The following is a 23,492-nucleotide window of genomic DNA, read 5'->3' on the forward strand; positions in this document are numbered from 1 at the left end:
TATAGCGGGTGAAAAAGTGTGCTTTGTAAACCCTTTGTCAAAACAAAAAGTGCGTATTTGGCTTGATCTCGCGCTAGCCCTTGGCGTTATTGGTGAAACGCCTAAAACGAGCAAATTCGCGATCTGTGATGATTCTCACTTTTGAAACAAAATCGCTGCATTGTGTGAGCCAATTCTCACCTTATATTCTTCGCCTGGTACCAAAGCAGACCACTTGTACCATCTGCAATGAGCTTTACTGCTTTAAAAAGCATAGATGATGAATGGGTATTTGAGAGGGAAAGTTATTACTTTTTATCGGCTTGCCGATTGTTCGTTTGTTTTTTTGGATCGAGATAAAAAAACCAAAGCGATCCCACCAAGAATGATGCCGCTGGTTAAAAGAGTATGCAGTGAAAGAGGCTCGTGGAGTACGATGCTGCCGAGTAGCAAAGCAATGGCTGGCACGGAAAGTTGGCTGACGGCGGCTTGAAGCAAAGAGAGCTTACGTACGACTTGGTACCAAAGTGTATAACCAAGGCCAGAGGCAATGGCACCAGATGCGATAGCGAGCAACACTCCGCTCAAAGAAAGGTGGATTGAGGACAGCATCAATGGTGATAGGAGTATGCCAATTATAGATGCAGCGATGAATCCCCACGTGATGCCACTACTTGGAGAAGGCGCTTGTTTGCCGAGCGCAGTAAACGCAGCCCAGCAAACGCCAGAAATCAACATGAGAAGTGCAGAACTGATATCGGGGCGAGTGGCAGATGGCAACATTAACCAAACAAAGCCAACAATCGAAAGGCCGATACCGATGATTTCGAGAAACTGAAAGCGCTCACCTTGCCACCAATAGATTGCCAGTAACGTCAGTTGCACGGCACCAAACAGAAGCAAAGCACCAGTTCCTGTCGCCAGTTGTAAGTACGCGAAAGAGAAAAGGGCAGCGTAACCAAATAACGCCACGCCAGCAAAAAAGCGAAAGCGAGAAGTTGGCCGATCGGTTTTCCACTGGCCTCTCACGACAAGCATTGCGATTAAGGTAATCGCGCCAGATATCAATCGAACGAGCGTGAAGCTTCCTGCATCAATTAACCCTTCTGCCAAGGCAATTCGACACAATAATGAATTGGCAGCGAACGCCAGCATTGCAATAGCAGTGAGTAAAAAGGTCGACATCCTTGATCCTTAGCGTGTAAATGAACAGCTAGTGTAGATCCAAAAGAACATTTTTATTAGTTGATAAAGTGATTAGTTATAGCTATCAGAGCAAGAAAGTCATTAAAAATAACCAGATAAAACCTGACCTTAGCCTGAGTCTTACTGTGGTTGGGAAGGTTGTTTGTACAATGACTTAATGGTGTTTTTCAACCATAGCAATTTGGGATTGTACGCATTGCGTTTATGCCAAATCATGGTAAATGGAATCAGTAACTTGTCTTGTTGAGCTTGGTCTAATGGAATTGGCAAGCACACCAAATCGAGATGCAGCTTTTCTGTATAACTTTTGCAATAGTGCGGCGCGGTGGTGATCATGTCATGCGTCGGCTGCGCTGCCATAAAAAGGGATTGCTCAAAGTTGGACATCGTCAGCCCGATAGAGCGCTGTAGCCCTAGTTCCGTTAATACTTCATCCAACGCCCAAGTTTCACTTTTTTCCCAAACAATATTGATGTGTTGGTAGCTCAGAAAGGTCTCGAGATTCCACTCTTGCTGTAATGCCGGATGATCTTTATGTAAATACACCATCGGCAGGTCATAAAATAGAATCTCAAAATCCAAGAAATAAGGCAGAAGATCCAACGACTCTTTCGATCTCGGGTGACTCTCTCGGCCGGTAAAACCGATATCCGCCTCGCCTCGAATGATGGCGTCGAGTGAGTCGTAATCCCAGTTACTGGTTTTTACTTTCGCTTCAGGGTATCGCTGGTGGATAGCGACGATGAGTCTGTCCAGCATTGTGAGCACTAATGGCGACTCAATCGTGATATCCGCACTCCTTTAGGCGTAATATCGCTGCGTTTTTCTGCAATCTGGCAGCCAATTTGCAGCCATTCTGCAAGATCTTGCTCCATGCTTTGCGCCAAGGGCGTTGGCGCAAGACCTTTAGGTGTTTTGACAAACAAAGGATCATCGAACCAATGACGAAGTTTGTTGAGCGACTTACTTACGGTAGAGGGCGTAACGTTCAGCTTTTTCGAGGCTTTCGAGACGCTTTGCTCTTGCAGCAATAATTGCAGAGTGAACAGTAAGTTTAAATCAAGTCGCGCTAGGGATTTCTTCATAATGGGTATCGTGAACAGGCTTTGGAATCAATAGTATTAGAGCAAGGCTGATTACGCTACCTAACAATAAGATAAACACCAACATATTCAGTGCACTAACGCCGATGAAACCCATAAACCAAATATAGAACGCTGAACTACAAACTTGAGCAATGCCCAGTAACGAGCTAGCCACGCCAGCTTGTTGAGAGAATGGGCTGAGCGCTTGGCTCATGGCCACGCCAAAGCCACAAGCGAAACCAGCGCAAATCAGCCCAAGTCCGAATACATAGTAAAGAGATTGTCCATCATGGAAATGGGCAGCACTGAGCACGATGCCTGCACAAGCGAGCAATACTTGAGAGGTGATCATTAAGGTTCGCTGCTTAAAAATCCCCAATGCCAATGGCGCCGAGAACGAAATCAACATACTGATCGTCGCAGTCCCTGCCATGATGGAAGAATAGCCGCCGCGATCAAAACCAAGCATGCTCATCACGACAATTGGTGAAGCGGTAACAAAGGTCAGAATGGTGGTCACTCCAAGTGCAGTAATGATCAGCCTACTGATAAAAAATCGCTCGAAGAAAGTCTCTTGATGGCTCTCTGGCGCTGTCTGTTCTTCACCTTGTTGGCTGGGTAGTGATTCCTTGAGAACAAAAATGGCCAATACACTGACGAGAATGCCCATTCCTGCCATTGTGGTAAACAAACTCGGCCAAGGAAATTTCAGCATAATCAAGTGACCAATCACGGGTGCGATCACTGGAATGATACAGGTGATGCCATTGAGCATCGACAATACTTTCGCGCGGCGTTCATCGTCTAACGTGTCGCGTAAAATCGCGAACGCGACGACATAGCAAGATCCAGCACCGACGCCTTGGCAAAAGCGAGCAATCAAGAAAGTGTTTGGTTGTTCAGCCATCCCGCCGAGAAAAGATGCGAGCACGAAGATCATCGCGCCGACGACGGCAACAGGCTTTCGTCCCACAGAGTCTGCAATTTTTCCCGCGAATAACATCGTGGTAGCCATGCCAGCTAAATAGATCGAAAACGCAATATGCAACTGAGATTCACTGGCGTTGAGATCTGACGCAATTTGAGGCAAACCAACAAGATACAAATCAATGGCAGTAGGGTAGAGTAAGACGAGTGCAAAACTGCAAAGTAAAAAACGGGACATGGAAACCTCTCTATCGAATGGCGAGGATAATAGAGTGCTAAACGTTTGCCTGCGAGTGGGAAATACGACACCAGGTATTTCTATTTACGACATACCCTGTATGAATTGAGCATAAAAACAACAAGGAAGATTATGATTACCATTGAAAAGTATTCGCCTGAGCGACATGAACAAACTTGCGAACTTAGTGTGCTAGAAGAGCAATCGCAGTTTACGGTCGCGGATGTGGGTGAAATGCTTACGCGTCTTGAACCTACAGAACTTCCGCATCTGATTTTGACAGACGATGATGTGGTTGGCTTTTTTCTATTTGATGCTGCTTACAGCGAGAAATACGATTTTTGCCCGAAAAACAGTTTAGGCGTACGTGCTTTGCTGGTGGATCACCGTCATCAAGGCAAAGGCATCGCCAAGCAAGCCATTCAACAGTTTGCCGATTTCGCCAAACGCCATTATCCCGAGTTTGATGCGCTTTATCTCACTGTGAATTGCCGCAACATACCCGCTTATCAGTGCTATTTAAAATCAGGGTTTGAAGATACCAATGAGCTTTACCACGGCGGCCCCGTTGGACCGCAACACATTATGAGACAGCCGCTTTAGCTAGGAAAAACCAAGGATGGAAAGATGAGGATTGAAATCGACAATTTAGAACGGCTGCAAGTGATAGCGCTGTTGGAAGGACATTTACAGGACATGTACGCCACGTCACCACCAGAAAGCGTGCATGCGTTAGATTTAGATAAGCTCAAAGCGCCAGAAGTGACATTTTGGACCGGATGGAAAGGTGAGCAACTGCTTGGGTGTGCAGCGATTAAAGAGTTGGATGACCAACACGCGGAGCTGAAATCCATGCGCACCACGCTTACGGCAAGAAACCAAGGTGTGGCATCTCAATTATTGATTCATGTGATTGAGCAAGCGAAGCAAAAAGGTTTGCAGCGCTTGAGTTTAGAAACGGGCTCGATGGAGTTTTTTAAACCAGCGCGCCTGTTGTATGAAAAGCATGGCTTTGTGTACTGCGAGCCGTTCGGGGATTACGAACTCGATCCGAACAGTCAATTCATGACCCTAGAACTGAGTTAGGGCCATGAATTTTTAGAAGCTAAATCCAATCGATTTAGAAATTCAGATTCAAGTTGATGGTTGGCGACAAGAGGCTTGAACGCTCGTCAGCCAATCGCTTTCTCTTCTCTTTCAGTCTCTTGGCATTATCTTTGTCTGGATTGCCATCAAGCTGATTATCGATGACCGAGATTTCAGTATCGATTTGTTGGATGCGTTGCTGGCGTTGATATTCTTGATGACCTAACTGGTAGTTCTCAATAAACTCTTTGCTGCTGCATACACCGTAATATTCTTTGCCTTCGATACCGACAGTGTACCCATTGTCTGGTGAGCAATATTGGATAGTGCCTTTATCAAAGCCTTCTTTCCATTTCGCTCGGTCGGGTGTCACACCCGCTTCACCACAGTCTTCGGTATAGCTATTGATAATGTTTGGATCGTTGCCATCTCGGCCATCTTGATAACCTACGTTGTACCAGTTTGCCGTTTTGCACTCATCCGGAGACATGCTGGCGCAACCTGAGAGCAAAGTCAGTAAAGCCAGGGGGATTAGCGCTCTTTTCATCAGTGACTGTCCTTTAAATAAAATCGAATTGATAACTTGAGTTTAAAATGAACACTGTTCATATCAATGGTTGAAATCATTGTATTCACAATTGTGGTGACCCATTAATCTAAGTGATAAATTTATTATGCTGAATAGAAGTGTGTTTGATTAGTATTATCCACGAACTGCGCCTTTGCTGCATCAATCCACTAGCCTTGGCTCCAAATTAAGTGATAATACCAACATAAAGATAAACACCGTCAATGAGGCTAAGACATTGAGCGAACAACCCACCGTCCTTATTATCGAGGATGAATCTGCTATCGCAGAGAACCTGATTCATGTATTAGAGATGGATGGCTACCACGCAGAGTGGTTTACAACAGCAGGAGAGGGCTTAGCTTTTTTGCAGCACAACTCCGCAGCGTTACTTGTCTTAGACGTAGGCTTACCGGATGGCAATGGTTTTGAATTATGCAAAACCATCCGTGAGTTTTCTGATATTCCCATAATCTTTCTCACCGCAAGAAGCGATGAAATTGATCGCGTAGTCGGTTTGGAAATTGGCGCGGATGATTACGTGACTAAGCCATTTAGCCCGCGCGAAATGTTGGCTCGCATTAAACTTCGAATCAAAGCTAAAGCGCCAATGATGGAGGACAAACCAGAGCCTGTAGCTGTTCCAGAACAACCTCATTTGAACCATGATTTAGTTGCGCAGAACTTCGACTACGGTGTTGGCGGGCAAATGCTTGGGTTAACTGCGGTCGAATTTAAGATTCTCGATAAACTGATTTCTGTCTCTTCCAATGTATTGAGCCGAGAGCAACTTATGGTCGCTGCTGACATGGCGCCGGAAGCTGCGTACGAGCGCAATATTGATACCCACATCAAAGCCATTCGCCATAAGTTGAAGCCGTTTGAGATGTCTGAACGCATCTGTACCAAGCGTGGCTTTGGTTACTTTTACTGCATTAAAGGTGAATGATGAATCGCTGGCCGAAGATCCCTCTTGGACTCAGACTGTTTTTTCTCTACTTCATCTTAGTCGGAATGACGGCTTACATGGTGAGCAAAACGGTCGTCCAAGAACTTAAGCCAACCGTGCGTCAAACCACCGAAGAGACGCTGGTGGATATGGCGAACTTGCTTGCAGTATTGGCAGAAGAAGATGTTGCGAACGGAAAGTTGTCTGAAAGTCGCTTCTCCAAACTACTAGCGGCTTATGGGCAGCGAGAGCCTCAAGCGCGCATTTGGGAAATTGGCAAAAAAGCGATTAACCATCGAATTTACATTACCGATAAACAAGGCATTGTGATTGCGGATTCTTGGCAGCAAGACGTAGGCAAAGACTACTCGCAATGGAACGATGTATATCTCACGTTGCGTGGTCAATACGGCGCGCGCAGTACCATCGAAGACCCTAAAGATCCGCTCTCAACCGTTATGCACGTGGCTGCGCCCATTTACCACAAAGGTGAAATCATTGGCAGCGTGACGGTGGCAAAATCCAATCGCTCAGTACAACCCTTCATCGATCTTTCTAAACGCAATGTGCTGTTTTGGATGGTGTGGATGAGTGGTTTAGTGCTATTGGCAGGGGCATTGTTTGCTTGGCGAATTCACTCAGCACTGAACAAGCTAGAAGACTACGCGACCAAAATGGGTGAAGGTGAAAAGGTCTCTAAGCCGACATTTCGTATCTTTTATGAGTACGGCACGCTAAGCGACGCATTAGAGAAGATGCGCAATCAACTCGATGGTAAACAATATGTGGAAGAGTACGTACAGACGCTGACTCATGAGCTGAAAAGCCCGTTATCAGCGATTAAAGGCGCGAGTGAAATATTGCAAATGCCGTTGCCTGCAGAAAAGGTCACGCGCTTTGCTGGCAACATTGAGCGAGAAAGCGACCGCATGCAGTCATTGATTGATAAGTTGCTCGAACTGGCTCGTCTTGAAAAGCGCCCCGAGCTAGAGCAAGTCGAAGCTATCTCGCTAAAACAAATGGTCAATGAAGTGGTTGAATCGGCGGATGCGCGCTTGAGTGCAAAGTCGGTGATTGCCAACATCCAAATTGATGACCATCTCGCCGTGCTTGGTGATGCCTTCTTACTGAAACAAGCCGTTTTTAACTTGATGGACAATGCGCTGGATTTTGTTGATTCGGAGGGATGCATTGAATGGAAAGCTGAGGTCGCGAAAGAGAAAATGTGCCTGTCGATTTTCAATTCAGGTCCTCACATTCCCGACTACGCGATGTCGCGTTTGACGGAACGCTTCTACTCCCTCGCTCGGGAAAATGGCGTTAAGAGCACTGGGCTCGGGCTGAATTTTGTTGAGCAAGTGATCAAGCTGCACAAAGGTCAGTTACAAGTCGAAAACGTCGATTCTGGCGTGAAAGTGACCCTGATTTTACCAACTCCATAGAAACTCCACATTAGCTCCATTCGTTCTCCAAATTGCTGATTTAGATTACTTCCATCAGCAAATGGAGAATGAAACATGAAAAAGATCCTCAATAACCAACTCGGCACGAAGTTCGCCTTCGTGCTGTTTTTGTTTGTCTTACTGCAAATCCCGCTTTCAATGGTCACAGGGCTGATCTCAGAACGCTCATATCGCCAAGATGAAGTCAGAAACGACATCGCACGCAGTAGCAGCGGCGAGCAGCGCATCATTGGTCCATTCATCATGGTTAACTACACCGAAACCAGTTACCGAGATGACAAAGTACAGATTAAAGAGCGTCGTAAATTTCTTTTACCTAGCACTTTTGATATGAGCGCGAATCTGGACAGTTTTGAAAAGTACCGAGGCATTTACCGTGCGCGTTTATACAAAGCACAAGTGGCACTGAAAGGCACTTTCGATGCAGACGATCTCGCGGCGTTGCATGGGCTTGATATTGACAACATGAGCCTAGTGGTTGGCATTGAAGACAGCCGCGGATTAATTCGTTTGGATGACATGACCATGGCGAGCTCTGATATCGAAGTCGCACCGGGAACGGGGTTAAATCAGTTACCACAAGGCTTCCACAGTACTCTGACACTTGCAGACCTAAACGCAGAACAACCTTTGGCATTCGATCTTAACTTCTTGTTGCAAGGGATGGGGCAGCTTCAAGTCACACCAATCGGCAGTCAAACAACGGTTGAGCTCTCTTCAAAATGGGCGCATCCAAGCTTTATCGGTGATTACTTACCGGTGTCGTCAGAGGTATCTGAAGATGGATTTAATGCACAGTGGGCGAGCAATAACTTCTCTACCAATATCGCGCAGCTGTTCCAAAGCTGTTTGTCATCGAATCATGCGTGTCACGAGCTTGAACAGCGACAAATGGGCGTAGATTTGATTGACCCCGTTGACCACTATTTGAAGTCTCACCGAGCTGTGAACTATTCACTGTTGGTTATCACATTAGTATTTGCGAGTTTCTTCTTACTGGAGCTGTTCCAAGCGCGTCCGGTTCACCCAGTGCAATACGGCTTTATTGGTCTGGCTTTAGCGCTTTTCTATCTGTTGCTGATTTCGATGAGTGAACACCTAGGCTTTAACTGGGCGTATGTGGTGTCGGCAGTCGCATCGACGGGGCTTTTAAGTGTGTACGTGAGCGGTATGTTGAGCAACACCAAGCACGGCGCGATATTCGGAGCGTGTTTGCTCACTCTCTACGGATTACTGTTTGGCTTGCTACAAGCAGAAAGCTACGCATTGGTTATGGGGGCATTGCTGTGTTTCGCGATTTTGAGCTTCACTATGGTTATTACACGCAACATCGACTGGTACGCACGAAATAAGAAAGCAGAAGAAAGCGCAAAGGCGAATCATGAAGATGTTTAAACGAGCAATTCTCACTGGTCAGCCAAGTGATATGGTGGAAGAGACATCCGCTATCCACCTGCGATTTTCTGCAAAAAATGGACTGAAAAGCTTGGTGTGTTTTATCGCATTGGTCGTTATTGCACTCTATGTTCGAGACAGCTTTATTCGTCCGACATTTGGTGATGTTCTCGTTGTGGTTTGGCTCTACTACTTTCTTGCAAGTATGTTCTCTATGCCCGTTAACTGGCTGGTTTCATTGGTGGTGTTGATTGCGTTCGCTGTTGAGTTAGGGCAATTGTTACAGGTCGCGGTTTGGCTTGGTATCGAATCTTCATCGCCTCTGGCTGTGATTTTGGGCGCCACATTTGATTGGAAAGATCTGCTGGCTTACTGTATCGGAGGTCTACTGTGTTGGGGGATGGAAAAGAAATGAAAACCGAGATGAGAGCCATTGTGCTACCAAACCGACTCCGCCATTCCAAACGAGGTATTCGTAAGAGGCTCAAAATCAGTTTACTCAAACGCGTGTACCTTTGGTCACTGACCAATAGAGAACGGCTGTAAACCTCGCCTCTTTATATGAAATACAAAAAGGGAATCTTAACTCACCGGCGCACAGGGTGAGTTAAGATTCCCTTATTATTGACTAAGATATTGAGTTCTTACTTTTAATTAACTTTCAAATGAAAGTTTCTCGCCGAACGTCTCTCTCCAGTCTTTATCGAACTGCTCAACCGCCGGTTTTACTGCTGGATGTGCGAACATTTGTGCCGCCACATCGGTTGGCAATGTAATGGCTTCGATGCCCAGTTTCATCACCTCCATCGCTTGTTGAGTGTTCTTGAAGCTGGCTGCCAAAATCTTCGCTGGTAGTTGGTTTTGATCGAGCAACAATTGAAGATCCGCGACCACTTCAACACCGTTGCCGTTCATCGCATCAATGCGGTTTACGTAAGGTGCTAGGTAGTCTGCACCGCACAGTGCTGCAAGGAAGCCTTGTTGAGCTGAATAGATAGCGGTAGCAAGAACCTGAATTCCCTCTTCTTTCATTAGCTTAATTGCTGCTAAGCCCGTTTCTGTTGCTGGCACTTTTACCACCATATCGTAAGGCAATTCATTCAGTTGGCGCGCTTCTGCCAGCATGCCTTCGACGGTTGAACTCACGACTTGAGCATGAAAGCGAGGTGTCCCGCCAAGTGCTTCTTGCATACCTGCTAGGGTTTCATTCAGTCCCTGCTTTGACTTCGCCAAAATGCTTGGGTTTGTCGTCACGCCTTTTAGCGGTAGGCACTGGTTAAAGCGTTTTACTTCTGCCACATCAGCAGTATCTAAATAAAGTTCGATCATGGTTTCTACCTTAAACAAAATCTTCGTTTTGATGATGGGATCACTATAGATCTGACAATCGAACGAGATCTTGATTTTGATCAATTGAAATTTCATTTGAAACTATAATAATTTCATTAAATGAAAGTTAAGTGAAACTTGTAAACGCTCAAATGAAGCTTTCAGTTCGAACAAAGAAAAGCCGCTGATAAAACTTAACCAGCAAGAAACGGATTAAGTACACAGCGGTAGCACAGACCAAGAGGCAAGCAGAGATGTATTTCAATATCCAACGATTCTCTACCCATGATGGCGATGGCATTCGTTCCATTCTTTTTCTTAAAGGATGCAGCTTGTCTTGCCCTTGGTGTCAAAACCCAGAAAGCCGCAGCGAAAAGCATTCACTGTTGTTTGATCAGCGAAGCTGCATGGAAGATTGCCAGCTGTGCGTTTCTGCTTATCAAGCTACAACTCAATCTACTGCGGGTAGTGAAACGGTGAACGATGGTATTCAACGCATCGACAACCAGATCATCATCAATCGCAAAGCCATCAAAGAAGACCAACTGATCGCGCTGCGAAACGTCTGTCCTACGCAAGCACTGACCGTCTGCGGTGAAGAAGCAAAATCAGACATGCTGTTCGACACCTTGATGAAGGACAAACCTTTCTACGACCAAAGCCAAGGTGGCGTGACCTTCTCCGGTGGTGAGCCTCTCATGCAAGCGGATTTGGTGGCAGAACTCGCGCAGCGTCTGCATGACAACCAAGTCTCTACCGCTATTGAATCGTGCATGCATGTGCCGTGGAAGTACGTCGAAAAAGCCGCGCCGCATATTGATTGCTGGTTGGCGGATTTAAAACATACCGACGAAGAAAAGTTTCTTAGCTGGGCGAAAGGTTCACTAAAACGCATCAAAGACAATTTCCGAAAACTGGCACCTATCGCGAAACGCATTGTGATTCGCGTTCCCGTTGTGCCGGGGTTCAATGACACCATCGAAGAGTTGAAAGACATCATCGATTTTGCGGCTTCACTAGAGAGCTGCCAAGAACTTCACTTGCTGCCGTACCACACGCTCGGCATCAATAAATACCGTTTGCTCGATATGCCTTACGAGTGTTCTGACAAGCCATTAAACAAACCAGAACTGCTAGAAAGCGCCATGCAATACGCAAGCGAAAACACCCAACTTAACGTGATTGTAAGAGGTTAACTATGGACCTGAATTACCTTCCTGAGCGTATCAAAGCGCACAAATCGGCACTGGTAAATATCGTAACGCCACCTGTCTGTACCGAGCGTGCAGAGGCATACACTCGTGCTTATCAAGCGAACGAAGACAAACCTGTAATTGTCCAACGTGCGCTAGCACTGCAAGAGCACTTACGCACTCGTACGATTTGGATTAAGCATGATGAGTTAATCGTCGGTAACCAAGCGAGCAAAGTACGCGCTGCGCCTATTTTCCCGGAATACACTGTACGTTGGATTGAAGCGGAAATTGATGAGCTAGCCGACCGTCCTGGTGCAGGCTTTGCGGTCACTGAAGAAGATAAACAAAGCATCCACAGCATCACACCGTACTGGCGTGGCAAAACCGTTCAAGACCGTTGTTATGGCTTGTTTACTGATGAGCAGCAAGAAATCTTAGCCAGCACCATCATTAAAGCCGAAGGCAACATGACTTCGGGTGACGCGCACCTTGCGGTGGACAACGAGAAAATCTTGAAGCTAGGCATGAACGGTTTGTTAGAGGATGTTCGTCAGCACCGTGCTAACAATGATGTTTCGACCTTTGAAGGCTTGAAGAAAGAGCAGTTCTACAAATCGGTCGAAATCGTACTGCTTGCGATTCAAGATCACATAGTGAGCTACGCTGAATTGGCGTCAAAAATGGCGCTAGAAGAGACACGCCCGCTGCGCAAAGCTGAGTTAGAAAGCATTGCGGCAAACTGTCGTCATGTCGCGAGCCACGCACCAGAAAACTTCTGGCAAGCACTGCAGTTGAGCTATTTCGTTCAGTTGATGCTACAAATCGAATCGAATGGTCACTCGGTTTCTTTCGGTCGTATGGACCAATTCCTAAACGAATTTTATGTTCGCGATATCGAAAACGGCGCGATTGAAAAAGACTTTGCACTAGAGCTATTACAAAGCTGCTGGTTGAAGCTGCTTGAAGTAAACAAGATTCGCTCTGGCGCGCACTCAAAAGCCTCCGCAGGTTCTCCGCTGTACCAAAATGTGTGTATCGGCGGTCAGAAGTTGAATGAAAAGGGTGAGCCTGAAGACGCAGTGAATCCCCTTTCTTGGGCGATTCTGGAATCTTGTGGCCAGTTACGTTCGACGCAACCTAACTTGAGTGTGCGCTACCACGAAGGTTTGAACCAAGAGTTCTTAATGGGTTGTATCGAAGTGATTAAATGCGGCTTCGGTATGCCTGCGTTCAACAACGATGAAATTGTTATTCCTGAATTCATCAAGCTTGGTGTAGAGAAAGAAGATGCTTACAACTACGCCTCTATCGGCTGTATCGAGACGGCGGTTCCGGGCAAATGGGGTTACCGTTGTACGGGCATGAGCTTCATTAACTTCGCTCGTATCCTGCTCGCTTCATTGAACGAAGGTGTGGATGCAACAACGGGTAAAGCCTTCTTGCCGCACGATAAGTCATTAGCAAAAGGTAACTTTGAGAACTTTGAGCAAGTGACGGCTTCTTGGGCTGAGCAAATCCGCTACTACACCCGTAAATCGATTGAGGTTGATACGGTAGTTGACTGTGTGCTTGAACAGCAGGCACAAGACATCTTCTGTTCAACGCTGGTGGATGACTGTTTGGCTCGCGGTAAAACCGTGAAAGAAGGCGGCGCTAAATACGACTGGGTATCTGGTTTGCAAGTCGGTATCGCAAACTTGGGTAACAGCCTAGCTGCCATCAAGCACCTTGTTTTCGATGACGCGCAAATCACTCAGCCCTTTATCTCACAACAACAGCTAGCAAAAGCATTGGCAGAAGATTTCGACGGCATGGAGAACGAGCAGCTTCGCCAACGTCTTATCAACTTTGCACCAAAATACGGTAATGATGATGACGCAGTAGACCAACTACTGGCAGACGCTTACCAAGTGTACATTGATGAGCTAGAGCAGTTCGTTAATACGCGTCATGGGCGTGGTCCAATTGGCGGCGGTTACTACGCAGGTACATCAAGTATTTCGGCAAACGTCCCATTCGGTGCTTCAACCATGGCAACGCCAGATGGTCGTAAAGCGAAAACGCCGTTAGCTGAAGGTGCAAGCCCGTCATCTGGCTCAGACCGTTTAGGTCCAACGGCTGTGTACAACTCGGTTGGTAAGATTCAAGCGAATAAGATCCTTGGTGGCGTGCTGCTTAACCAGAAGTTAAGCCCGGCAGCGGTTGAGTCTGAAGGGGATAAGCTCAAGCTTTCTATGTTGATTCGCACCTTCTTCAACCACCACAAAGGTTGGCACGTGCAGTACAACATCGTCTCTCGTGAGACCTTGCTAGCTGCGAAGAAGAACCCTGAACAATATCGTGATCTTGTTGTGCGAGTCGCAGGCTACTCAGCCTTCTTCACTGCACTATCACCAGATGCGCAAGACGACATCATCGCACGTACTGAGCACGAACTGTAAGTACACTCACTAAGTAAAACAAAAGGCACCGATTGGTGCCTTTCGTTTGAATACTTAATCCGCAAATGACTATACCTGACCGCATTACAGCTTGTGCAAAATGGTCACGCATTTTTTCGTGACGTTGTCGTACTCTTTCGTCATGTAAGCGGTAGTGATCGCGCCCTCTTTCATGATGCAAATGGCATCGAGTAATGCAGCGTTGTCTGATTTGAGATAGCGTTGAATTAGCTCTCTGACTTGCTGCTTATGGTAGCGGCAATACGTTGCGATCTCGCCACTGTCGTCACTGAATTCCGCGGACGTATTGATGAAAAAGCAACCGCGAAACTCGCCCAATTTTTCTTCAGAGCCATGAAACCAGCCGTTGAGTGCAGTAAATAACTGATCGATCACCTCCGCGCACGTTTGTGCTGAAGAAAGCTTTTCCTCCAACCATTCCATAAATATTTGGTGGCGTTGTTCTAATGCGGCGATGATAAGCGCTTCTTTGCTCTCAAAATGGTTATATAGCGTGCGTTTAGCCACGCCGGAAACATTGAGAACTTCATTGATGCCAATAGAGTTGATGCCTTGTTTGTAAAACAGTGACAAAGCTGTGTCGATCAATAACTGTTTCTTTTTGTTCATAACTACGTCCTCAAAAAGTTCCATAAACACATATTGACAAAGGTAGACAGGTTTGTCTATTTTATTTTGTAGACAATTTGGTCTACTTTTGAGGTGTTTATGAATAATTTAATTTTATCGTTGGTTGCCGGACTTGGCGCTACGCTGGCTATTGGTGTGTTGTCTTACGCCGAGGTATCTCTTACTGAGGTAGTACTCCTGATGGCACCATTTGGTGCTACCGCAGTACTGGTGTTTGGGGTGCCAGGCAGCCCTCTTGCTCAACCCAAAAACGTGATCATTGGTCACTTCATCACGGCCTCTATCGGTATTGCGTTTAGCCAGTATGTTGACGTCACGCCGGTCACGCTCGCGATTGCGACGGGGCTGGGTGTGTCTGCGATGCTGATTACGAAGACCACTCATCCACCTGCGGGTGCAAATCCAATTTTGATCATGGCGTCTGGGCAGGGATGGAGTTTTCTCTTCACGCCTGTCCTGATTGGCGCGATAGTGATTGTTCTGGTCGGTAAAGGGTTACAGTTGCTACAAAGTCAGTACTTAAATCCTCGATTGAATGGTCAGAAGACCTAGTCGGATTGTAGTTAGAGCCGCGAAAGGGAGTGATCTCTTTTGCGGTTTTATCTTTTGTCGGTTTGCAAAAACAAAATCTGATTCTCTCTTGGTATTCAGTCGTATACATCAACATGGTAGTTAAATTGGTACAATGCGATGAACAGAATCCACCCTAAGAAACTATTGCACAGTAAATGGACGGCAATTTCACCTAAAAACAAAGAGAAGCATTTTGTCGTGACGGAAATGGAACTAGATGAAGATGGTAACGTTGTGAGATGTGTCATCGAGGCAGTCATGAGTAAACGCGACCAAGAGATGAACTGGCAAGACCTAAAAGACTCTGAGCAATGGATGCAAGGGTGGAAGTGAGTGACGCTTCGTTGTTGGGCGAATCAAGCAGAAACGTGCGTTGCGAGTAGGCAAAAGTGGTGCTATCTGATACGTTGATAATTCGTTCTAACGCCCACTCAAAGGATTAATTATGATTGATTTCGACAATTCCTCTGTATTTAAGCTTAAGCCGATTGACGTTTCTAATGCCAGAGAAGACTTCCTTAAGTTCTTGATTGATGGTGAGACTATTTTCGCTGCTTTTAAAACAGTTCGTGACCAAGTGGTGTTTACGAACAAGCGAGTGATAGCGGCAAATGTGCAAGGGATTACCGGCTCAAAAGTGGATTACACTTCTTTGCCTTACAGTAAGATCAATGCATTTTCTATCGAGACCTCTGGTACTTTTGATTTGGATTGTGAAATCGAGTTCTTCATGAGTGAGGTGGGAAGAGTGCGTTTTGAAATTAAAGGCTCGTTTGATTTGATTTCTTTCAACCGTATAGTTAGTGAGTATGTACTAGGTTAAGGGGTTAGAAATGAGAGCTTCGCTGAGAGACAAAATTATAGAGGTCTGTGACAAAAAGATCGCGAGTAAAGGTGAATTGGTTGGTCTCTCATTTTATGCGTTTTTCGCTAATAAAAATGACGACCCAGAGCTGTTGATGGAAGCGGCTACGTGGTGGATTCAGACTCATCAGCTCGACCACTTCGAAAAAGCAGTAAAAATAAAATCAATGGTCGAGTCGGGGAGCTAAATTAAAAAAAAGAAGTAAAGAAAGCAGACAAATGCTAATAACGTTGCGGACAAAACAGGGTAGATAATGTAAGAGTCCTGCTTGTTGGTTCGTTGAAAACATAGCGAAACAAGTAAGACGTTATAAACAACAAGTAACAAGCTGATCATGGTTCCGCTGTTTAGTGTCATACTTGATAGCTGAGTTAAGAAAAACGCCAATAAAAGGTAATCGAAGACAATGAGCCATAAAAAGGCTTTCTTCAGTAAGTCGCTTTTTCTTTTTTCGGATGATGTTATGTGCATATAGAACTCAACTAAAAAGTCACAGTAACAGAGGCTTTGGTTAGAGAGGTCACCATCAGAGTGGTGACCTTTTAAGATTATAATTCTTGAATTTTTACTTCGCTGGTGGCGGTATCGCCGGAGTAATTGATGACTTCTTGACGAATGACTGGTTGGTTAAATTCAGCCTTATCTTTCGCTTTTTGCAGTTCACTTTCTTGGTGGTTGCCAAAAAGGGTTTCAAGCACTTTAGCGGCAGGAGTCGTTAAAACAAACAGCTCAATACGACGGTTTTCGCTAGAATCTGGCTCATCAGGATTAAGCAGCGCTCTATCTGACATACCCGTTACCTGCATTACTCTATCGTCCGGCATACCGCCTTCAACTAACGTATTTCTTGCTACGTCTGCTCGAGAGGCTGATAACGCCCAGTTAGATTGACGACCAAAACGCTTTTTAAATGGAATTGCATCTGTGTGTCCGCTGATGATCAGAGGGTTGTTAACACGATGAAATACAGGTGCTAGTGCGAGCAGTAAATCTTCAAAAAAAGGAGTAAGTTCTGCACCACCACGGCTGAACATATGCTGTTTGTAATCATCTTGAAGGACGATACGCAAACCTTGTGGTGTCACCGTGACGTTTACATTTCCCTGCGCATTAATTTGGGCAGTCATTTGCTCAATTACTTTTGCTAGTGCGGCAAGTTGCTCTTGAGTATCGAAGTTACCAGGAATCAAAGAATCAATTTCTGGTCCATCCCCATCACCTTTAAAGTAAGAGCTTACTACATGGTTGGAGTTGTGTTTACTTGGCACAGAAGAGTCCTGTGCCAAGTCGATAGGAGAAATACTTTGTGACGTATCAAATGGGTTGCCGTAACTCTTGTCGAATACGCTTGAACTATGCAAGTGGGCAACAATCGCTTTACGCTCTTCTTTGTCTACCACCTGCATAACCCAAAGTACAAGAAACAGCGCCATTAGGGCGATCATGAAGTCAGCAAACGCGACTTTCCACGCGCCGCCATGAGACGACTCATCATGGCTGTATACTTTGGCACGTTTGAACACTACATGCTCTTGTTTTTGCATTATCCCTCCTGTTCAGCTAACCACTTCTCCATTTGGTTGAATGTTGGTTTGATGTCTAGCTGAATATGTTTACGACCAGCGTCAATGGCGAGCAATGTCGGCTTTTTCGCTACGTAGGCAACCAAGGTTGCACGAACGCACTCAAAAGCAGTCATATTACGTTTTACTCGCTGAGCCATGGCGTTACTTAGTGGATCTAAGCCACAGTAACAACCGAAAATACCAATGAATGTACCAACGAGAGCTGCCGCAACGTGATAACCAATCATAGCGATTGAGCCATCAATAGCTTGCATGGTGATAATGATGCCACCAACTGCTGCAAGAATACCGAAGCCAGGTAGTGCTTCAGCTGTACGCTGTAGTGAGCGTGAAGGTAAAAGCATTTCGTTCTGTATTGCTTCGATTTCTTGCTCTAGCAGTCCCTCTAATTCATGAGGCGACATCTGTCCCATTGCCATTAAACGTAAATTGTCAGTAATGAAAGAAATTAGGCGATGATCTTCTGCGATCGTCGGGTAAGCGAGGAACATAGAGCTTTGCTCCGGAGCCTCAATATGAGAATCCAGAAACTTGTATCCGCGGTTTCTCGCTGTCTCTAGCAAGTTGTTGAGTAGTGCCATTAATTCCATGTAGTACTCATGCTCTTCTGTTGGACCTTTAATGGTCGCTGGCACTTGGCGACGCATTTCTTTCAGTACATGAGGCGGATTACCGATGATCAAAGAACCAGCAGCGGCGCCAATAATGATAAGGAATTCGGCTGGCTGCCAGATAGCACCTAAGCTACCACCGGCCCACATATATCCACCGAAGACGCACACCAGGATAGTGAGCACTCCAAAAAACTTTTGCATCTTGTGACTCCTAAGAGGACATTAATTGGTTGAGTTGTTTCAGCGCTTGTTTGTGAAGCTGACATATACGAGGTGGTGTCAGATCCAATACCAGAGCTATTTCGTGTAAGTTGAGTTCATGTTGATAGAACAGAGTCAGGAGCAGTTGATCGCGCTTAGGTAATTTACCCAAAGCACTGTCTAAACTACGACGAATATGTTCATGTTCCATGCCATCGTATTGCCCGCCAATGTAGCTATCACCGCTGCTCTCCATCAGTTGGTCAAGGCTTTGCATCTCGCCTGCGAGAGCGGCATTTTGGCGGTTGTAATAATCTTGCTCATTCGTCCCTAAAGCCTGGATGATTTCGGCATCCGTTGGCATTCGACCTAACGTTCGAGTGAGATCTCGAGTCACGTCGTTGAGCTCGTGGGCTTGTTGACGAGTCTTACGTGAACGCCAATCTAGTCGGCGTAATTCGTCTAAAATAGCTCCCCGAACTCGACAAACGGCGAAAGCAGGAAAGTGAGGATCGTCAACATCGCCATATCGGCGTCCAGCCTCGACTAGAGCGATAAGGCCTATCTGCTGCATATCTTCAATACTACAGTGAGAAGTGGCATGAACGCGCAGCTGGTTAACTACGCGTTTTACCATGACCTGATGACGTTGTAGCAATGCGTTTTCATCAATTGGTCGTGACGGTGTTGTCACTTCCTCTTCTGTGGTGTAAGTGTCTTGTACATTCATGTCTAACATGGTTGTGCTCCGTTATTGCACAACATATTTAGTCAACAAAACATCGTCGATTTCTCGGACGATGTCTGTTTTAGCAAAAGCGAGTAGAAGCGTTTGCTTCACTTCGTCTTGCAGAATATCGATGGCACCCGCTTGCTGTAACTGATCAAACGTTTTGTCGCTAAACAGTTTTAATAGAGAGTTTTGTACCATAGGCATGTATTCATCGATCTCTTTGATACGCTCTGGGCGGCGTGTCTCAATTGCCAGTTCTAGCATCACAAAGTGAGTCTGTTTCTTGCCTTTAACGGTCAAAACGACTTTGTCCAAAGGATGGAAGCTAGGACCTTTACTTGTCGGTTGTTCTGTGACCAAAAAAGACAGTGGAGAGTCTTCGATCAGTGAACCAGAGTCAGGTGACTCTTGAGCGTGTTTGTTTAAGTACCAGATTCCGCCCATAATTGTGACGGCCGAAACGAGGGCACTGGTGATGATCATGGCGATAAACAGGGCGATCATTTGTTGTTTGGTCATAACCTTTTTCCTCGAAGATTCACTAAGCTTGAGTGCTTAGCCAGTGTTCTGAATAGTTAGTTGTTGTCGTGGTTTGGAATGCACCAGATTCTCGTGCGGCGAAAATATTGGTGTCTTCTTCGTTTGCGTGTGGGTCATTTCGACCTTGGTTTTGATCAGAGCCAACATTGACATCGACATGAACGAAGTTTTGCTCTTGTAACTCAGTACGCAATCGTTCCGAAACTTGCATTAAAGCTTCTCGTGTTGCTGCGGCATTGGCGTTGATGTGGACACTCAATCGGTCACCTTCAACACGTACAAGTAAATCCAATTTCCCTAAGTCTGGTGGGTCTAGGCGGATTTTTGCTTCTTGTACATTTTGTTGAGCTTGGAGCGTCACGCGATCATGTAAAACTTGCATCATTTGCTCCCCCCACTTTCCGGCAGTGGTATCAACACGCACCGCTGCCCACTCAGAGCCTTGAGCTTGAACATGACTCGTCGCAACCGGTGAATGTGCAGATTGTGTTGTAGGAGCTTGTGCTTGAAGTAGAGATGCGGTTGGTTGCCCTTGAACAGGTTGATTCAAAAGAGTTTGAAACTCAGCACCGGAGATAGGCAAACGCGAACTCGATGAAGTCGGCAGACTTTGCTTCACATCTTGTTTTGATGATGTGTTTAACATAGCGTTAGACGAATCTTGAGTAACAGACTTAACTTCGCTCGCAGTCATTAAAGATGACGCTTTTCCTAGTTTCTCAGCCTGCTTCTCTGCCATGGTAATCATACCCTGGGTTAAAGCTTGAGCTTGCGCTGCAAGATCAGTCGATTCTGTTAACCCTAGTGTACTGGTCAAGTTGGCATCCGGATCTGAAGCTGAGCGGTCATCAGTATCAAAACCATGACTTTGTACTTTGTTTGCGCTGTTCAAAGTAGAGGCCGTAAGGTGAAAACTCGGTACCGCTGACGCAGAGTTAAAGTCTTGCTCACCATTCTGCTTGTTCCCTGATTTAAAACCATGAGAAAAGCCGTGTACCGAGTTCGCTTGCTTGATGTGACCCTCATTGTTAGCTGGCGAATTACCCGAGTGCTGAGTTGAAGAAGGTATGATCATTGAGTTAGCTCCATGGTCATTGCTAATTGATAGGCCATAGCGCGTTCTTGATGGTCATTGACCATGTTCATCTCTTTTTTCAACTCGTTGGTCGACTTCTCTAATACTGCGAAGGCATTAGCGTGCACTGTTTTCGCTCGCTGGATTTCAGGTGCAAGCTTAGGATCTTTCAAAAAAGGCTTGTGACTGATCAAAAGCTCTCGCAACTGCAAGTCGTACCGCTTGAGCGCATGCCAATCGGCCGTTTTTGCGGCGAACTGGATGAGCTGAGATAAATGACGGAATCGCTCTGGCGATACTTTATGCTTGTTGTCCAAAATTCATCCAACCTTCACGAATGTTACCCATTACACGCTCAACGTTAACCAAGCGATTTGCATCGTTTTGCACGCTAGCGTAATAAAGTTCGACTTGGCAGAAGTCATAAAGCTGGCGTAGGTTTTCCGCAATTTCACCGCCGTTTTCATCATCTAGAGCACTTGTTAGTCCAATCAAGATGTTCATGCATTTGTTGATTCCATTCCCTTTCTCGGCCAAACGATTTGCGGCTAGGTGGCCGCGAATACGTTCAACTTCATCGAGTAGGCCATCGATTAACATGATGACTAATTGGTGTGGATTTGCTGCTGCCGCTTGAGCGTCGAGATCGACTTGTTGGTACGAATCGTAACCAGAATCCATAAGCATGAATATTTCTCCTAAATTTGGAACCAAATGTCTTATTTTTGAGCATTAAACATGGACATGGTTTGGTTCATTTGGGTCATAATTGAATTCATTTGAGTGAATTGTTTGAGATAGCGGTTGTACGACATTTCGTACTTACGCTCTAAATTGGTTTGTTTATCTTTGATTCGGTCTAAGCTTGACTGTATTGCGTCTTTACGCGTGCTGAAGGTACCTGATGAGAACTTCAAGAAAGGCTCTACCATCGCGTCAAGAGAATCTAGCAAAGCGTCATCCCCATTAAACAACGCCTCTAAGCCTGCGCTGTTTGTTTGTTGAGCTTCTTTGAACTTTTCTTGATCAACTTTCATTTTACCGTTGCGGTCTAGGCTCACGCCGATTTCGCTTAGGCGCATACCATTGTGTTCACCTCGGATTAACCCCGTTAACTGACTCTCAATAGAACGCAATGTCGAGTCGCTAGCGAGCACGCCGCGTTTCTGATCTTCACCGCCAATTTGGGTGTACTGATCGATAGTCGAAACAAGGGCATTGTAGGTTTCCACAAACTTATCTAGTTGTTCTTTAGTGCCTTCGCTATCAGCTCCAATTTTTAAACCGATTGGCGAATCTCCCGCGGCTTGCGGTTTAGATACGGTAATGTCAACACCGTCGATGACACCTTCAAAAGTATTACTTGCGTTGGTTAGTTTCAGGCCTGAGTCTTTTGCACCTAGCCACATAACCGCATCTTGCGGAGCGTTGATTTGCTTGAGGCTGGTGAAGGCGTCTTCAAACCACGCTTGGCCAGTACCCGATGCAGATACGTTGATCTTATTTTCGACACCAGTCTCAGTGCTCGATAGCATAAAGTGTGTTTGACCATTCGAGCGAACTAGAGTGGCGTTAACGCCAGGGTTATCCGTGTGATTGTTAATCGCACTGGCTAAATCGCTGATCGTTGCAGTGCCGTCACCATTAACATCAACAGAGGACAAGTCTAGAGTCATTGTTTCACCGTTGATGGTGAATTCTAAAGATCCAGTTGTTGGTACTTCTGTCGTTGCCTCAAGGTCTGCAGGCATACCTGTAGATACTTGATGCGCCGTTGCCACTTTTTCTACAAAAATCTGATAGTTACCCGTTAGCGCTTTAGCATCCGCGTTTGCAGTAAAGTTACCTTCTTGAGAGAGTGTCGCACTGTTTTTGATGATGCTGTTTGTGCTGTTATTCATCTCTTTCATTGCAGTACGAAAATCACGTAGTGCGCTTTCAACTTTATTAAAAGCTGACAGTTGTGACTGGTACACATTAGCTTGCGCTTGGTAACGGTTTTTGAATGGGTTTGTGTCCAATTGTGCGAATTGGGTTGCCATTTTTACTGGGTCTAAAGAACTCATGAGGTGTGCTCCTCTCATCTCTTATTGGCTTGAATACTTTGAATGCTACGCCTTAGTTTAATTATCAGTGGCAAGATACGTGCCGTATATTAAATTCAATTAAAACAAAGGTTTAAAGCTATTTTGTTTTCTTGGGAGGAAGTGGTGTTTCCACCTTGTTTGTTCCGCCTTCCTCCATGGAAAAAGTAATTTCCTTATAAGAAAAGGCGACCTAAACAAAGAAAATATTTAATTGTATTGACGGTTCTAATTAGGAGAGATGTTTTAATTAGACGTTATATTCAGCCTTTACTTCAGCTTGATTCAGATAATTCTTACAGAGTACATTAATTACGTTTTGATATTATTTTTGATAGTGTGACGTGCAAGTGTTCTCACTAAAAATTAAATTTTTTACGTTTCAAAGAATGTCAGTTATGAATGAATTTGCGTTACGATTGATGAAGTGTGCTCGTGCATATGAAGAGTTCATTAACAAAAAACTATTAAGTAAACAGAGCATCAATTCTGATGAGATAGCTAGTATCTTAAAGGAAGCTAAGTTCAATTTTCCTGAACTTAGAGATAGTAAAATAGGAAGCAAATTAGAGACGATAGAATTAGAACTGTTTAATAAGGTTTTATTTAATATTATGTTGAAGTTCGGATTCAGAGTGCCTGAATCTCACAAAGATAATACGAGCTCTATTTATATTCGTAGATAAAAATAAAGCCTTCCATAGGAAG

At 45.3% G+C, this 23,492-nt stretch carries 27 protein-coding genes and 1 pseudogene; 13 read left to right on the plus strand and 15 right to left on the minus strand.

Annotation, left to right across the window (positions count from 1 at the left end; genetic code table 11):
• Positions 1-294: 294 nt before the first annotated feature.
• The 3 genes and pseudogenes from R7Z50_RS08115 to R7Z50_RS08125 all read right to left on the minus strand — a co-directional run bounded on the left by R7Z50_RS08115 (position 295) and on the right by R7Z50_RS08125 (position 3,435).
• Positions 295-1,164 (minus strand): DMT family transporter, encoded by an 870-nt coding sequence (locus R7Z50_RS08115; protein ID WP_206970601.1) that lies wholly within the window; start codon positions 1,162-1,164, stop codon positions 295-297.
• Between the two features lie 141 nt (positions 1,165-1,305).
• Positions 1,306-2,270 (minus strand): annotated as a pseudogene (yidZ, locus tag R7Z50_RS08120) (HTH-type transcriptional regulator YidZ).
• On the minus strand, positions 2,245-3,435 hold the full coding sequence (locus tag R7Z50_RS08125; protein WP_206970602.1) for an MFS transporter: 1,191 nt from the start codon (positions 3,433-3,435) through the stop codon (positions 2,245-2,247). Before R7Z50_RS08125 ends, yidZ begins: the two are co-directional and overlap by 26 nt.
• A 132-nt stretch (positions 3,436-3,567) precedes the next feature.
• Between R7Z50_RS08125 and R7Z50_RS08130 the strand changes: the two genes are divergently transcribed.
• Together R7Z50_RS08130 and R7Z50_RS08135 are read left to right on the plus strand one after the other, a co-directional pair.
• Positions 3,568-4,038 carry a GNAT family N-acetyltransferase gene (locus R7Z50_RS08130; RefSeq protein ID WP_005386917.1) on the plus strand — a complete coding sequence of 157 codons (471 nt, stop codon included), beginning with the start codon at positions 3,568-3,570 and terminating at the stop codon, positions 4,036-4,038.
• A 24-nt stretch (positions 4,039-4,062) separates the two neighbouring features.
• The gene (locus tag R7Z50_RS08135) at positions 4,063-4,521 is read left to right on the plus strand and encodes a GNAT family N-acetyltransferase (protein ID WP_206957654.1); all 459 of its coding nucleotides are present in this window, start codon (positions 4,063-4,065) and stop codon (positions 4,519-4,521) included.
• Between the two features lie 34 nt (positions 4,522-4,555).
• Here the strand turns inward: R7Z50_RS08135 and R7Z50_RS08140 are convergent, their stop codons facing one another.
• On the minus strand, positions 4,556-5,068 hold the full coding sequence (locus R7Z50_RS08140; protein WP_005374970.1) for a DUF2799 domain-containing protein: 513 nt from the start codon (positions 5,066-5,068) through the stop codon (positions 4,556-4,558).
• A gap of 259 nt (positions 5,069-5,327) precedes the next feature.
• Between R7Z50_RS08140 and R7Z50_RS08145 the strand changes: the two genes are divergently transcribed.
• The 4 genes from R7Z50_RS08145 to R7Z50_RS08160 all read left to right on the plus strand — a co-directional run bounded on the left by R7Z50_RS08145 (position 5,328) and on the right by R7Z50_RS08160 (position 9,311).
• Entirely contained in the window at positions 5,328-6,038 is a 711-nt protein-coding gene (locus R7Z50_RS08145) for a response regulator (protein ID WP_053307945.1), read from the plus strand.
• Entirely contained in the window at positions 6,038-7,480 is a 1,443-nt protein-coding gene (creC, locus tag R7Z50_RS08150) for a two-component system sensor histidine kinase CreC (protein WP_104980176.1), read from the plus strand. The genes R7Z50_RS08145 and creC overlap by 1 nt, the downstream gene beginning before the upstream one ends.
• Positions 7,481-7,555: 75 nt before the next feature.
• Positions 7,556-8,896: a cell envelope integrity protein CreD gene (creD, locus tag R7Z50_RS08155; RefSeq protein WP_206970603.1), complete on the plus strand. Its 1,341-nt coding sequence runs from the start codon at positions 7,556-7,558 to the stop codon at positions 8,894-8,896.
• Positions 8,883-9,311, plus strand: coding sequence for a DUF2809 domain-containing protein (locus tag R7Z50_RS08160; RefSeq protein WP_206970604.1), 429 nt, complete (start codon positions 8,883-8,885; stop codon positions 9,309-9,311). The genes creD and R7Z50_RS08160 overlap by 14 nt, the downstream gene beginning before the upstream one ends.
• 239 nt (positions 9,312-9,550) lie before the next feature.
• Here R7Z50_RS08160 and R7Z50_RS08165 read toward each other — a convergent pair whose 3' ends face one another.
• The gene (locus R7Z50_RS08165; RefSeq protein WP_137283015.1) at positions 9,551-10,225 is read right to left on the minus strand and encodes a fructose-6-phosphate aldolase; all 675 of its coding nucleotides are present in this window, start codon (positions 10,223-10,225) and stop codon (positions 9,551-9,553) included.
• 254 nt (positions 10,226-10,479) lie between these two features.
• Here R7Z50_RS08165 and R7Z50_RS08170 point away from each other — a divergent pair, with 254 nt between their 5' ends.
• Together R7Z50_RS08170 and R7Z50_RS08175 are read left to right on the plus strand one after the other, a co-directional pair.
• On the plus strand, positions 10,480-11,421 hold the full coding sequence (locus tag R7Z50_RS08170; RefSeq protein WP_064369611.1) for a glycyl-radical enzyme activating protein: 942 nt from the start codon (positions 10,480-10,482) through the stop codon (positions 11,419-11,421).
• A 2-nt stretch (positions 11,422-11,423) separates the two neighbouring features.
• On the plus strand, positions 11,424-13,862 hold the full coding sequence (locus R7Z50_RS08175; RefSeq protein ID WP_318149002.1) for a formate C-acetyltransferase/glycerol dehydratase family glycyl radical enzyme: 2,439 nt from the start codon (positions 11,424-11,426) through the stop codon (positions 13,860-13,862).
• An 84-nt stretch (positions 13,863-13,946) separates the two neighbouring features.
• Here R7Z50_RS08175 and R7Z50_RS08180 read toward each other — a convergent pair whose 3' ends face one another.
• Entirely contained in the window at positions 13,947-14,492 is a 546-nt protein-coding gene (locus R7Z50_RS08180; protein ID WP_064369613.1) for a TetR/AcrR family transcriptional regulator, read from the minus strand.
• A gap of 99 nt (positions 14,493-14,591) precedes the next feature.
• Between R7Z50_RS08180 and R7Z50_RS08185 the strand changes: the two genes are divergently transcribed.
• The 4 genes from R7Z50_RS08185 (at position 14,592) to R7Z50_RS08200 (ending at position 16,138) form a co-directional block, all read left to right on the plus strand.
• Positions 14,592-15,065, plus strand: a complete 474-nt coding sequence (locus R7Z50_RS08185; protein WP_064369614.1) for an HPP family protein — start codon at positions 14,592-14,594, stop codon at positions 15,063-15,065.
• Positions 15,066-15,203: 138 nt separating this feature from the next.
• Positions 15,204-15,419: a TIGR02450 family Trp-rich protein gene (locus R7Z50_RS08190; protein ID WP_054576599.1), complete on the plus strand. Its 216-nt coding sequence runs from the start codon at positions 15,204-15,206 to the stop codon at positions 15,417-15,419.
• A gap of 112 nt (positions 15,420-15,531) precedes the next feature.
• On the plus strand, positions 15,532-15,909 hold the full coding sequence (locus R7Z50_RS08195; protein WP_318149003.1) for a PH domain-containing protein: 378 nt from the start codon (positions 15,532-15,534) through the stop codon (positions 15,907-15,909).
• 10 nt (positions 15,910-15,919) lie between these two features.
• The gene (locus R7Z50_RS08200; protein ID WP_017634431.1) at positions 15,920-16,138 is read left to right on the plus strand and encodes a DUF6500 family protein; all 219 of its coding nucleotides are present in this window, start codon (positions 15,920-15,922) and stop codon (positions 16,136-16,138) included.
• On the opposite strand, the gene R7Z50_RS08205 is transcribed toward R7Z50_RS08200, so the two are convergent.
• The 9 genes from R7Z50_RS08205 to fliD all read right to left on the minus strand — a co-directional run bounded on the left by R7Z50_RS08205 (position 16,135) and on the right by fliD (position 22,766).
• Positions 16,135-16,422 carry a hypothetical protein gene (locus tag R7Z50_RS08205; protein ID WP_005375002.1) on the minus strand — a complete coding sequence of 96 codons (288 nt, stop codon included), beginning with the start codon at positions 16,420-16,422 and terminating at the stop codon, positions 16,135-16,137. The two genes, R7Z50_RS08200 and R7Z50_RS08205, sit on opposite strands and share 4 nt — an antisense overlap.
• A 77-nt stretch (positions 16,423-16,499) precedes the next feature.
• A complete protein-coding gene (locus tag R7Z50_RS08210) occupies positions 16,500-17,495 on the minus strand; it encodes a flagellar motor protein MotB (RefSeq protein WP_005375003.1) in 996 nt (331 codons plus the stop codon).
• Positions 17,495-18,352: a flagellar motor stator protein MotA gene (gene motA, locus R7Z50_RS08215; RefSeq protein WP_005375006.1), complete on the minus strand. Its 858-nt coding sequence runs from the start codon at positions 18,350-18,352 to the stop codon at positions 17,495-17,497. The genes R7Z50_RS08210 and motA overlap by 1 nt, the downstream gene beginning before the upstream one ends.
• A gap of 10 nt (positions 18,353-18,362) precedes the next feature.
• Complete coding sequence (locus R7Z50_RS08220) at positions 18,363-19,091, minus strand: FliA/WhiG family RNA polymerase sigma factor (RefSeq protein ID WP_005375008.1); 729 nt, start codon at positions 19,089-19,091, stop codon at positions 18,363-18,365.
• A 12-nt stretch (positions 19,092-19,103) separates the two neighbouring features.
• Complete coding sequence (gene fliL, locus R7Z50_RS08225; protein WP_005375011.1) at positions 19,104-19,604, minus strand: flagellar basal body-associated protein FliL; 501 nt, start codon at positions 19,602-19,604, stop codon at positions 19,104-19,106.
• Between the two features lie 22 nt (positions 19,605-19,626).
• Complete coding sequence (locus R7Z50_RS08230; protein ID WP_206970606.1) at positions 19,627-20,700, minus strand: flagellar hook-length control protein FliK; 1,074 nt, start codon at positions 20,698-20,700, stop codon at positions 19,627-19,629.
• On the minus strand, positions 20,697-21,017 hold the full coding sequence (locus R7Z50_RS08235; protein ID WP_005375013.1) for a hypothetical protein: 321 nt from the start codon (positions 21,015-21,017) through the stop codon (positions 20,697-20,699). The genes R7Z50_RS08230 and R7Z50_RS08235 overlap by 4 nt, the downstream gene beginning before the upstream one ends.
• Positions 21,001-21,387, minus strand: coding sequence for a flagellar export chaperone FliS (gene fliS, locus R7Z50_RS08240; RefSeq protein WP_005375014.1), 387 nt, complete (start codon positions 21,385-21,387; stop codon positions 21,001-21,003). The genes R7Z50_RS08235 and fliS overlap by 17 nt, the downstream gene beginning before the upstream one ends.
• 32 nt (positions 21,388-21,419) lie before the next feature.
• Entirely contained in the window at positions 21,420-22,766 is a 1,347-nt protein-coding gene (gene fliD / locus R7Z50_RS08245; protein ID WP_017634433.1) for a flagellar filament capping protein FliD, read from the minus strand.
• Positions 22,767-23,182: 416 nt separating this feature from the next.
• Between fliD and R7Z50_RS08250 the strand changes: the two genes are divergently transcribed.
• A complete protein-coding gene (locus R7Z50_RS08250) occupies positions 23,183-23,470 on the plus strand; it encodes a hypothetical protein (protein WP_005375016.1) in 288 nt (95 codons plus the stop codon).
• Positions 23,471-23,492 lie beyond the last annotated feature (22 nt).

The organism is Vibrio sp. 1249-1, assembly GCF_033340495.1.